Origin of the sequence: Chryseobacterium sp. SIMBA_029, assembly GCF_046535275.1 — a bacterium.
Lineage (GTDB): Bacteria > Bacteroidota > Bacteroidia > Flavobacteriales > Weeksellaceae > Chryseobacterium.
The window spans coordinates 189,370-201,970 of record NZ_JAWRXA010000005.1 but is presented as its reverse complement, the minus strand read 5'-3'; the positions used below and the strand labels follow the sequence as shown (position 1 = coordinate 201,970).

The window sequence follows — 12,601 nt, the reverse complement described above, 5'->3', positions numbered from 1 at the left end:
ATTCTCTGCAAAAATAAGGAATCGGTGAGAAGATTACGCTAAGATTAAATTTGATTTTGAGCTGATAAAACTAAACCACTGCATTCGCAGTGGTTTAGTGGTTATATTTTTTTCGTTTTTCAATAGAAGATGAAGTTTTAATCCTGTTTTTAGTCGGTTTTATACATTTTAATACCACTGGAATTAGCATTTAATAACATTCCTTCTTTTATCATATATCTTTCCCAGGATCCATTGCCATTATCTCTGTCAAAATTTAAAGTCTTGCTTATTTTTCCTGTGTTATCAATCAATACATATTGTAATGCTTTTGTTTGATGGTTTTCAATAATGAGCCATGATGAAGATCCTGTTGAATACGTGTCAAAATGTTGATCGCTCCAACCCAGTTTTTCATAAGGGATAGATTTGGAGTTAACAGTATTGTTATTCAGATTGATATAATAAAATTTTAAATATTTCTTCATATCTCCATAAACACCCGGAAAGGCGCATACAACAGTTACTATATTTTTATTGATGTAACTGTCAAGGAAATATTCTGTTTTACTCGATTTTAGAGAAATCTCGGAATATTTACCATTTCTGTAAGCCATGATATTGGGTTGATTGGGATGTATATAGTTTCCAAACAGAAAAATATCAGATTTTTCAGCGAGTATCTTTTTGGGCGTGGCCTGATACTGACTGCTTTTGTGTCTTACCAATTTTTTGGTAGCAAGATTGTAATTTATTATTTCAGATTTAGAATCGGCTGAATAGGTAATGCCATCAGGCACTTTGTATCCAAAGATTAAATTCGATCCGTTGATCACTATATTTGACGGACTTGAAAAAGCACGGCCAATACTGATTTTATTTTCTATGGCACCTTCTAAATTTATGGTAAATAAACTGATGAAAACATCTTCGGTCTGAGGAGAAATCTTACCCTGAGTTACTAAAGCATATATTTTATCTTTATATCTTATGATAGAATTAATTTTATTAGAGTGCTTGTCACTTATTTTAAGAGACCATTTGGGTTTTAATTTTGTGTCATAATTAACCAGATAGGCATCCGAAGCATTACCATCATTGATTGCTGTTTTAAAACTAAATCCGGCACAATAAATATCATCGGAAGACCATTCAATAGCTTCCACATATTCTATGTTGTCAAAAGTTGATTTTGTTAATAATTCCTGTGCGGATAATAAAGTGCTAAAGGATATGATAAAAAAGAATAATAGGTTCCTCTTCATATAAAAGATTTTATTTCAAGGTTATTTTTGCAAAGATAATTGATATGAAAAATAAATTGTTGTGAACCCTCTGTTTTCATTTATTTCTTTGCATCAATCAGTTCAAAAGCTTTTAGTAACAAAAGATCATTTTTGCTTCTGATACTTTCAACGTTCGGACGCACAATGATATCCGGTTTTATTCCAATGCGCTGGGTTTCTGTTCCATCAGGATAATAAATACCCAATCCGGAAAATACAAGTTCATTTCCGTCTGTCAGCTTAATGAAGGTTTTGTTTCCGTCAGCTCCTGCAGTCTGGCTTCCCACAAATATAACGCCGGGAACTTTCTTGAAAATCATGGCCCACATTTCTGCAGCGCTTTGGGTATATTCATTGATGAGAATAATCACCTGTCCTTTGTATGCATCAGGATTTTCCTTACCAGCATATTTATAATCTTTATTGATGATATTATCCACGAAGCAGAATTTACCAGGTTGGCTAAAGTCAGCCTGAGTTTTGATCCCGAAATGTTGTGGTTTAGTAAATAAATAATCAAAAACTTTGAGTAAAGAAGCATTATTATTATAACCTCGAAGATCGAAGACCATTCCTTTGGTCTTTTTATGAGCTTCCATAAGAGCGGGAATTTCATCTCCTTTCAATGATGAAAATTCAAAATATACCTTATCCTCTAATCTGAAACTTGGATTAAGTCTGCTTTCTTTCTCGTTCCAAGTCAGATATTCATACGTTTTCCCTTTGTATGTTAAACGGTAATTGGGAATTCCGTCTTTATCCCATTCTTTGCTATAGGTACGCGGCATTCTTTCTAGTGTGGTTTTGAAAGCTTTTCCGTTATTTTTAACACCCGATATTTCTACAGTGGGACTATCTCCGCTAAACAGATAATTATATGCTTCACGCATTCTGACAGACTCGTTGGAAACAGAAAAATACTTTGACTGTTCAGCAATTATTTTCAGAATAGATTTACCGTTAATTTCCGTAATAAGATCTCCCATCTCCAAACCGGATTTTTTCATTTTGGCTTCATCCTTTACTCCTGTAATCACCACTGCCTTATCTGCGATCTGAAAAATAAATGGTGCTGACAATTTTCCGAGAACATCATATTGATATGTATTTTTTAATTCAGTATGGCTATCCTCCAGTTCGGCAGATAATTGCATAATGGCAGCCTTATATTCCTGTTCATTCTTTACGTTTTTGAAAATTGGAATATACTTTTTCAATACATAATCCCATTCGTGATCGAGCAGATATTTGTAGGGATAAAAATATTCGACAGCATTCCATATTCTGAATAGTTCTAAAAGTTTTATCTGCGGAGAAAAATTGGGATATACCTTTTCATTCGTATTGCTAAAACGGATACTGTTCTCGACAGGATTAGAATAAAATGAGCCTACGTTTTTCGGATGGTTTACCAGATTGGATAAACGAGTTCTGTTTTCAGGACGAATTTTCTTCAGTTTTTCGATCCATGACGGATTAAAATTACGAAGGGTAATGCTGTCACATTCATTCTCTTTTTTAGGCATTTCATCAAATGTACTTTGATCTGCAATGCTAAACCACTGCATAATAATATCGTTCGGATCTGCTTTGGATTGGTTATCAAAAGTTTTCAGTAAAACAGCATCCCAATCCACTTTTCCCTGAGAAACTGCAGGATGATAATATTTCATAAGTCCCCACGTTTTACCCAAAGTATATAAATCCTGATCAGAAAGCTTCGTAATTTGAGCAGAGAGGATAGAAGTCATGAACAATGAGAAAATGACAATGTATTTCATGGTTAGTTCAGTTTATAATGTATTGTTATAATAGAGTTTACAATAATTTTGTATTAATCGTAAATGTAATAAATTATTGTTGAAAATAAAATCAGTGCAAAATGGATGATTTTGGCTCGTAAATTCTTTTTAAGAGAGCTGTTTTAAAGTGATATAGGCTAAATGATGAGGGTTGTAATTGTTAATTTAATTATTTGACTTACAATTAATTGTGTTGATATTAAATCCAATATCGTAGAACTACTACAAAAATTGAAAAATCAATATAAATGTTTTGTTGATACAATAGAAGCTCATAATTTTGGTAAACAATCAATCACAAATCATATTAATAACAATTAAAATTTACGAATCATGGCAGCAAATTCAAGAGGAATTTTAAAATTCAACGGAAGTGATGGTCAGAAACTTCTTAAACTGAACTATAGTGTATCAAGATCTACAGATGTTTCAGGACGTGTTGCATCAGATCCATCTAATGCACTGATTAAATTAACAATAGAAGCTACAGAAAAATCTGACATTCTGGAAAGCTTACTGAACGGTAAATATAAACCTACAAGCGGGGAGATAACGTTCAACAAATCCCATGAAGAAGGAACACTGATTACTTTAACCTGGGAAAACGGATATGTTATTCAGCATGAAGTTGATTTTGATGCGGTAGACGAAAATTCTATGCTCATCAGTTTTGTTGTGAGTGCAGAAAATATCAACTATGGCAATTCCGCTTATGATGGAATCTGGCCTAAGGGCTAATTTATTTCTGATAATGAAATTTTATACGGAACAGTAAGCTTATCAGTATACTGTTCTGTTTTGGCGTTTGCTTGTATTTCATGTGTTGTATTGTTCTTGATATGCAAGCAATTGCGGCACAGTAGATTTTCATTTTTCTGTAAGTGAAAATTTGAGTATTACCTTACTCCGTTAAAGAGAAAAACCAAATTCACAAATATTAAAAAATCTTATGTTTCAGGATAATAAATCTTCAAAAAAACAGGCTCCAAAAGACTTAAAAATGTCTGCGCCTGTAAAGAATTTAAAAGAAACAGCTGTAACGAAAGGAACCGGGATAGCAGGGGAGAAAATTGCAGCTGCTGATCAGAAGATAAGCCAGATTCAGGGCTATGCAGGAGCTATTCAGAATCCTTCAGTGATGTTCATGAACCAAAGCATGCAGGGCAATAATGCCTTAACAACAGATGATAGATTGTGGACCAATCAGCCTACTTCAAAAATTCACAATGCGACATCCATTCCAACAAGCCAGATTTCAGGAATCAACAGAGTGGTGAAACTTGAGATCGTTGTAGATGGTAAAATCATTCAGTATTTTAAACATTTCACCCTTAGTCAAAGTGCTGTAAAACATCACAGTTTCAGCCTCACACTTGCCCATGATACCTTAGGAAGTCCGGAAAATCATAATTTGGAGGAAGCTCAGAATTTTTTAGGAAAAAGAATTACAGTAATTTTCAAATATAAAGATGTTGAAGAGAGTCCGGAAAGAAATTTTGTAGGCGTTATCACAGAAGTCGGTTTCAGCCAGGAAAAAGGAAGTCTGGGTAATATTATTCTTACCGGTTACAGTCCGACTGTTCTTTTAGATGCAGCACCACATATTCAAAGTTTTGGAGGTGCTCAGGAAATTAGCTTAAACAGTATTGCTGATCAGGTGATCAGGGAGGGGTTGGGACAGAGTAAATTTGATTTCAGGGTAGATTCAAGACATGGAAATGTATCCTACAGTTCACAATATGAAGAAACGCATTACAATTATCTCGCAAGGATGGCTGAAGCCTATGGTGAACAGTTTTTCTATGATGGTGAGGTGCTTCACTTCGGAAAACTTCCGCCATCGGAACAGTCTGTTAAACTCACCTATGGAAGCAGTGTAAATGATGTAAAGATCAAAATGAAAGCCCAGCACGTAAATCCCACTTTCTATGGCTATAACAGCAGTAAAAATGAAAAGCTGACCACAGCAAGCTCAAAGGTCAATCATATCTCTGATATTGCCAAAAGAGCATACGAAATTTCAGAAAAAACATTTACAACCCCCTCTTTAAGGATAGCTCCTATTAAAGCTTCTTCCATTATGGATATTGATGCTTCACAGAAAGGAGCTTCGGGAAGCAAAGCTGTAGACGTCTTTATCACTTCCGGAAGTACTACCGTTCCCTTTTTATATCCGGGCTGTACAGCCGATGTTGAAATGCGTAAACTGGATACCAATCAGACTTCCTACTTTACCAAACTGATGATTACGGAAGTCAGCCACGAAGTGGATGCCAGAGGATATTATACGGGAAATTTTGAAGCCATTGCATCAGATACCGGATATATCCCCCGTCCTGAATTTCATTTTCCAAAAGCCGAAGCGCAGTTTGCAAAAGTAATTTCCAATACAGATCCTTTGAATCAGGGCCGTGTGCGGGTTCAGTTTGACTGGCAGACCGGAACTGATACTACAGAATTTATCCGGGTGATGACCCCTGATGCAGGAGGAAGCGATAAAGTAAGTAAAAACCGTGGTTTTATGGCTATTCCGGAAGTAGGCGATCAGGTTGTGGTGAATTTTGTTCATCAACATCCGGATCGTCCTTTTGTAATGGGAGGGATGTTTCATGGAGGTGTTGGCGGTGGCGGAGGTCAAAATAATAATGTTAAAAGTTTAAGCAGCCGAAGCGGAAATAAGCTTGAACTGGATGATGGAGCCGGATCTGTATTTTTAACAGATAAAGGCGGTGCTAATATGAAATTTGACGGTTCAGGAAATGCTTCAACAGTAGCCAATGCTGCCCACAGTATTAGTGCTGGGAGCACTCATACCACCGGCGTAGGCGGGAAAAAAGATTCACCGCCACAATCTCTTCTTCATATGGATGCATCCGGAAATATTATACTCGATGGAAAAACAAGCATTACGTTTAAGGTCGGAGGCAACAGTATTACTATTTCAAAAGATGGTATTGTAACCTCTGTGGGAGAAGGTAAAATAGAATCTACCGCAACTGCAGGACCGGTAACGATCAAAAGTACGTCTGCTGATGCTTCGTTCAGTGGTTCAACAGACACCAAAATAGGAGGTGGAACGACAACATTTGTAACCGGAGGTGAAGTAGAAATTAATCAATCTTAAATCGTATGAATCAGATTCGTATACCAGAAAAAGAAAAGTCTCAGCTTTTTTTTATAACCAGTGTAAACAGAACTGCTGTTGGCAGTAAATTGTCTGAATTTGTTCAGAAAAAACTAGTAGAATTATCTTTACTAGAGACAACAGAATCTACTTTAATGTTCAGATACAAACTTCATCATCAGGAGATGGAAGGCTCTGCAATGATCCATACCTGGGCTGCCGATATGGAAGAATTACAGTCTGATCTGGTGATCATCACCGATATCAATGGAAATTTTAAAGATATAGCTCATTTTGAAAAGCTATCCCAAAAATGGGAAGGGGAATTTCTGGATGAAATCAGTCCTAAATACTCCAATCATAAAGAGATACTGGCAGTGATGGCGGAAGAAACATCAAAAGTATTGAAAAATAAAGAACAGTTTTTAAAAACATTTGTAGGATACAGTACGTGGCGTTTCTTTTTTCAGGATTGGTACAGAACACATTCAGCGGAAGAAGATAAGCCCCTGAATCTGACACAATATTTTGGAAAAATGGATCTACCTCTCAACATACACTCTGTAACTGAGAAAGAAACAGAGAAAGGATCTCCGGTGGTCATAAAAAATACAGCTGTTCTGGATAAGGAAAAATTTGACAGAAAAACATTTGCACGGATGTTAAAAGACCTTACGAATGTATATAATATTGATGCAAGTCTTGAGGTGGATATGGAGGAAAGCTATGAATTTGCGGAAGACGGCTGGCTCAACGAAGCAGAAATGTTTTTGCAAACTGCAGTTTCTAATTGGTATTCCATCAGTTCAGCGCATCAAATTAAAAGACTTTCTGAAGAAGAAAAAAAGGAATTAGGCCAATATACGAATAAGGAATCCACTGTGAGTTAAAATGAAAATGACTTTTTGATTCATTCACAAAATAATTTCTTAAAGACCAAAAGGCGTAGTAATGATGAACGTTTTAGACAATAATTATCATGGCAAAAAAATACATACCTAATAATGCATGGTTAAGTTGTGACAAAGGGCAAATCCCTACTCAAATTGCTGTAACACACGACAACAATAGCAGCATATATGGTGAGAAACTAGTAAGCGAAGCAGACACAATACCCGGTGAAAATATAAAACCTTTCGGCACTTGTTCAATAACTGGCGGCCCTTGTACTTATAACCCTATTTATTGGGATAAATGTAATGAAGGAGTAAAGGTCAATGGTTTTAAGCTTGTATTTGAAGATGCTCATTTACTGTGTAAGCAAACAGGAAAAATAAAAATAGATTTCAACGTGCCTGCCAGTGCGTTAATCGGGAATTCATTAGTTGGGGCGGGATATGGATTATTTAACGGATATTCAAGTCTCGGGAATACATTTGGTACTTTTGCGGCAGATCTCCGGGCAAATCCTACCAGTGGTTTGACTAATACGACACAGCTGGGAAACTGGGGCGAAATTGCAGTGGCCCAGGATTTAAAACGGTTAGGATATAAAATGCCGCCCACTCAGCAGATACCATCAGTCTTAGGAAACGGACATCAGGGATTGGATTTACCTGCTTATGACCCAAAAGCCAATATAGATATTTTAGGCGAAGTGAAAACGTCTATGGCAAATAATGCAGGAAATATACCGCCCAGAATGAATCCTGCAAATCCTGCAACCGGGCTGCCAACACAAATGTCTGATCCATATCTTACCCAGCCAACCGCAAACGGCATGTCCAGAGTTGAAAATGCAATGCCTGCCGAAGATGCAATAAGAGTATTGAATAAAATGAATAATGGCGGTGATGGAGTAACTAAAATTGCGACTAAAGTAGATGGAAATACAGGAAGTATTACTCATTACGAAGTAGATGCAAATGGGAATGTGGGAAACAGAATAGAGCTTCCGCCTGCTAATGTAGTAGCAGGCAACAGCAAAGCGGCTAATCTTATTAATTCAGTGTCTGAAAGTATTCAGAGTCAAAAAAATATTGCGGCAGCCAACAAGTTTTTGGTGGCGAATGCAGATAATGTAGCTAAAGTGGGGAAAGTAGTAGGAAAAGGAGCTATTGTGGTTGGCATAATCATGGATGCTTACAGCATAGGAAGCGCATATGCGGAAGAAGGAGAATTTGGAAATAAAACCCAGCAGGCAACAGGTTCTGCTATAGGTGGAGCAGCAGGAGCCTGGGCCGGAGCAGAATTGGGAGCTGCCATAGGAGTTGTCGGTGGTCCGGTGGGCGTTATTGTTGGTGGGGTAGTAGGAGGAATTATTGGGGGAGTAATAGGAAGTGGCATTGGTGCCAAAGTAATGGATTTTTTATTTTAATTAAAAACTTTATATTAGAAAAAAATATAATATCATGGGAATATTTAATAATTTATTTGGTTCAAAAAAACAGCCGCAATTAGAAAATGAAAATAGGGAAGAAGAGGTTCCTGATGAGGTGAAAAGATTAAAAAGCAGAGATGGAAATAAGGATAGCATATTTTTTTATAAAACATTAAATAAGATTATTAAGAATCGGGAAAGTGTTGTATACAAATTAAGAGACCAATATATTCAGGAAAACAACTTGGTAGCATTGAAAAATTTTGGCAATAATATTTCGTCAGATATCTACACCTATATATCCTACTGGTATTCGATGGGGCAGGCTATAAATGAAAATTGGCAAAAATTTTATTTAACAAATTTAAAATTTTATCTCCTTGCTATTAATAAACAGATTCTCTTAAATGGCTTATATACGCACAGCTCAAAGATATTAGCCATAGGAATTTTATTAGATATTGATCGGGAAGAGTTTAAAAAAATATCAGAACGTTATGTTGAAGAAGGTTATGAAGATTTTGTTTTAGACGGTTTGGTGCATTTAAAATATCACCCACACCCCATATCGGATACGCTGCAGTTTCCCAATGAAATATATATTCAGAAATTATCAGCAATATTAAAATCAACTTCAAAACAGGAAGCAGAAGCGATTGTAAAAGATACTTTAGAAAACCATTTTTACACCAGAGAAACTCTTCAAACTGCCTATGAAAGTCATAAAACGGAATTCTATGCCGGCTATTGGGCTTGGGAATTAGCGGCTTTAGTAAAGGTAATGGGTCTTGATGACAGCAGCTTTAAAGACAATCCTTATTATCCTTATGATATGGTTCACTGGACGGCTGCTAATTAATCAGAAGATTTTTAATGGAAGACGGAATGAACCGTTGTTAACTTGAATTCCAAAGAAAAGACAAGAATAAAATATAAAAAAACTTTGCTCGTACAAAATAATGTACGGGCTTTTTTATTGTTGGAAATACCATGGAAACTTAAGAATAGAAAACCTCTGATACTTTATAGCATCAGAGGTTAGACCTGGTTTAGTAGTTCATAGCATATAACTAAAAGCATCATTCACTTCGAAATAAAGCATTATCAAATGTAATGCTTGCGCCGAAATCCGAATTCTTTCCCGACAAAGAAAGCGTTCAATTCCGTTTCATCATTTTCCGGACGCTGACATTATAATTAAAGTTGATAATTGGAAATCACTAAACTCAAAATAAAATGAATATAATCCTGCTCCGCATCTTTTCTGTTGAGGAGTTTATTTTTATAATCATATGAATTTAATATTCCGGATAATTTCTGATAGGTTTCAAAATGATCACCTTTAATCTTTACCCTTACATTACCGTCCCTTCTATTAATGATCTTATCATCCAATGTTCTGACTTTAAACAGAACGTCACGCAAATTTTGACTGGAATTCATACGCCCAATGTATCTTTCAACTATATTAACCTTGAACGAATCAAACATGATTGTATTAAAAACAATGTTCGAGTCAGGGTTCTGGGTGTTGAGTTCAAGTGTATAGTTCATGAAATTTAATTTGCACAAATTTATGCAGAAGCTGAAAAACATCAAAATAAAATATTCAACTTTAAATTGGTAAAGAAATTGTATAGGTTTTAGCAAGAAAAAAAACTAATCCTAACATCACAACTATGAATATTTCTTATTACGATTTCAAAAATCTGCCGAATCAGGCTCAATGTGATCTTGTTGTAAATCAAGGAAATAGGATGGGTGAGACCATTGTTCGCAACCTTAAATATGTGCTGTATACCGTTTCTTGTTTTTCAGTGGAGATCATTTATACGATCCCGGATAATAGAATTTCAGGGATCAATGTCTATCAAAATAAGGCAGTTTATGCCAATTAAATATTCAAAAAAAATATTATTGAACGATAATTTATTCTTTTTTTAACACTTTGATCCTAATAAATTTTTTTTCACTCTATTAGGAAATAGGATTGTAACATATGTTTGATTGTATAACATTAACCACTCAATTTTTTTTACACCAGAAAATAGATCAAACCAACTGCTGCCGCGGTCATAATGACTAGCGTAATTGCACCAAGAATATTGGATAACTTTGAGTTCGTATGCTCTTTCATTATTTTTTTGTTGTTACCGATATGCATGATAACAGCAATCATTATCGGAGCCGTTAATCCATATACTATTGCTGTATATAGCAATGCCTTGATTGGGCTGACCTCGAAAAAATCCAAAGATAATCCCACCAGCAATGAAATGATTATAGAGGCATAAAATGGTTTAGCCTGCGCAAATTTTTTATCAAGTCCTGCATCCCAGCCGAATGTTTCTGCCAGCATATAAGATTGCGATCCGGCCAAAACAGGAATGGCAAGCAGCCCTGTTCCCAAAACACCCGTAGCAAAAATGAAATAAGTAAGTTTCCCGGCCAATGGTTCCAGGGCTTTGGCCGCCTGGTCTACAGTATCTATCTGGTGTATTCCGCCGTTAAAAAGCACAGTACCTGTGGTAAGGATCATAAAAAACATCACCAGATTCGATAATAGCATCCCCAGATTTACATCCGTTTTCATTTCACTTAAAATCTTTTTATCGACCAATACCACTCCTTTATGTGCCTGATCCTCTGCTTCCATAGTAGTCTGCCAGAAAAAAAGATACGGCGAAATAGTAGTTCCAAGAATAGCAACAATAATGGACAGGAATTCCTTGTCAAATTTCATGGTTGGTATAAAGGTTTTTTTTGCTACCAACAGCCAATCCTGACCTACCATAAACGGTACGATGATATAAAGAAGCAGGCTAAGACATAACCATTTTAAAATCATTGCAATTTTCTGATAAGAAAACCTGATAATAATAAAAAGAAGCAAAGCAGTTATCATAATGCAGAATATGGCTACTGGTATCTTAGGATAGATCATATGTGCCACGGCGCCCATACCCTGAATATCAGCACCGATATTTAAAGTGATGGCCGGAAAACTAAAAAGAAGCATGCCATAAAGAATAGGCTTAGAATAATGTTGCTTAAGCGTTACAGTTAGCCCTTGTGCTGTTACCAGACCTATTCTGGCACACATACCTTGTATGGCGGCCATGAGTGGAAAAGTGAGCAGCGCAGTCCATAAAGTAGAAAGACCAAATTGCGCTCCGGCCTGAGAATAAGTGGCAATACCGGACGGATCATCATCACTGGCACCGGTTATTAAGCCTGGCCCTAATTTTTTAAAAAAATCTATGATCCTCGAATCTTTTGTTTTTTTCGACATGGCTCTTGTACCGGCAACATTTTGTTTTGCCGGTAATGTTAAAGGTAGGAAAATTAACGATTCACTGAATGATATAATAACGTAATTAGAGTGTTGAAATATCAATATTCAATTTCAATTGAGTTTGATGATGAAATGGGTGATGCTTTTAATATTAAAAGTAATTGATTAGAGAAATAATCGTGTATTGGCGTAATTGTTGAAATAATTTTAGCTAATTATGAGATAATATGGAAAATACAATTGGCATTATAGCAGGAAGTCTGAGAAAAGACTCATTTTCTAAAAAAATAGCAAATGCAATTCTGAAAATGCAGCCAGCCGGTTTTACATTTGAAGTGATTGCACTGGATGATCTGCCAGTATATAATCAGGACTTTGATGATCATAACAGCGTACCGGATTCTTACACTGAATTTAGGAAAAAAATAAAGGAGATGGAGGGGATTATTTTTATCACGCCTGAGCATAACAGATCCATGCCTGCAGTACTGAAGAACGCAATTGATATTGGCTCAAGACCTGCAGGAAAAAGTGTATGGAATGATAAACCCGCTGCAGTATTCAGCAATTCGCCTGGGAATCTTTCCGCATTTGGGGCCAATCATCATTTACGCCAGTGTCTTGTTTTTCTCAATATGCCGACTATGCAGCAACCTGAAGTGTATATTCCAAATGCATCTAAAATTTTTAATGATCAGGGTGATTTTAATGACAGTTCGGAAAAGGACTTTATTCAGAATGCTGTGACAGCCTATGTAAAGTGGTTCAACAGATTAAAGGAATGATCTTATTTCC

11 protein-coding genes are annotated in these 12,601 nt (G+C 36.0%); 7 read left to right on the top strand and 4 right to left on the bottom strand.

Annotated features, from left to right (window positions below):
* Positions 1 to 149 precede the first annotated feature (149 nt).
* Positions 150 to 1,244 carry a hypothetical protein gene (locus SB679_RS10830; protein ID WP_410702280.1) on the bottom strand — a complete coding sequence of 365 codons (1,095 nt, stop codon included), beginning with the start codon at positions 1,242 to 1,244 and terminating at the stop codon, positions 150 to 152.
* Between the two features lie 80 nt (positions 1,245 to 1,324).
* A complete protein-coding gene (locus SB679_RS10825) occupies positions 1,325 to 3,046 on the bottom strand; it encodes a S41 family peptidase (RefSeq protein ID WP_410702279.1) in 1,722 nt (573 codons plus the stop codon).
* Positions 3,047 to 3,400: 354 nt separating this feature from the next.
* Here SB679_RS10825 and tssD point away from each other — a divergent pair, with 354 nt between their 5' ends.
* The 5 genes from tssD (at position 3,401) to SB679_RS10800 (ending at position 9,370) form a co-directional block, all read left to right on the top strand.
* Positions 3,401 to 3,805, top strand: a complete 405-nt coding sequence (gene tssD, locus SB679_RS10820; RefSeq protein WP_410702278.1) for a type VI secretion system tube protein TssD — start codon at positions 3,401 to 3,403, stop codon at positions 3,803 to 3,805.
* Positions 3,806 to 4,016: 211 nt separating this feature from the next.
* Positions 4,017 to 6,191 (top strand): type VI secretion system Vgr family protein, encoded by a 2,175-nt coding sequence (locus SB679_RS10815; RefSeq protein ID WP_410702277.1) that lies wholly within the window; start codon positions 4,017 to 4,019, stop codon positions 6,189 to 6,191.
* A 5-nt stretch (positions 6,192 to 6,196) separates the two neighbouring features.
* The gene (locus SB679_RS10810) at positions 6,197 to 7,081 is read left to right on the top strand and encodes a hypothetical protein (protein WP_410702276.1); all 885 of its coding nucleotides are present in this window, start codon (positions 6,197 to 6,199) and stop codon (positions 7,079 to 7,081) included.
* Between the two features lie 89 nt (positions 7,082 to 7,170).
* Entirely contained in the window at positions 7,171 to 8,508 is a 1,338-nt protein-coding gene (locus tag SB679_RS10805) for a PAAR-like protein (RefSeq protein WP_410702275.1), read from the top strand.
* 34 nt (positions 8,509 to 8,542) lie between these two features.
* Complete coding sequence (locus tag SB679_RS10800; RefSeq protein ID WP_410702274.1) at positions 8,543 to 9,370, top strand: PoNe immunity protein domain-containing protein; 828 nt, start codon at positions 8,543 to 8,545, stop codon at positions 9,368 to 9,370.
* 338 nt (positions 9,371 to 9,708) lie between these two features.
* On the opposite strand, the gene SB679_RS10795 is transcribed toward SB679_RS10800, so the two are convergent.
* Positions 9,709 to 10,065 (bottom strand): prevent-host-death protein, encoded by a 357-nt coding sequence (locus tag SB679_RS10795; RefSeq protein WP_410702273.1) that lies wholly within the window; start codon positions 10,063 to 10,065, stop codon positions 9,709 to 9,711.
* 125 nt (positions 10,066 to 10,190) lie between these two features.
* Here SB679_RS10795 and SB679_RS10790 point away from each other — a divergent pair, with 125 nt between their 5' ends.
* Positions 10,191 to 10,409, top strand: a complete 219-nt coding sequence (locus tag SB679_RS10790) for a hypothetical protein (protein WP_410702272.1) — start codon at positions 10,191 to 10,193, stop codon at positions 10,407 to 10,409.
* 137 nt (positions 10,410 to 10,546) lie between these two features.
* On the opposite strand, the gene SB679_RS10785 is transcribed toward SB679_RS10790, so the two are convergent.
* Entirely contained in the window at positions 10,547 to 11,803 is a 1,257-nt protein-coding gene (locus SB679_RS10785; RefSeq protein WP_410702271.1) for an NRAMP family divalent metal transporter, read from the bottom strand.
* A 230-nt stretch (positions 11,804 to 12,033) separates the two neighbouring features.
* Between SB679_RS10785 and SB679_RS10780 the strand changes: the two genes are divergently transcribed.
* Positions 12,034 to 12,591: an NADPH-dependent FMN reductase gene (locus SB679_RS10780; protein WP_410702270.1), complete on the top strand. Its 558-nt coding sequence runs from the start codon at positions 12,034 to 12,036 to the stop codon at positions 12,589 to 12,591.
* Positions 12,592 to 12,601: the final 10 nt, after the last annotated feature.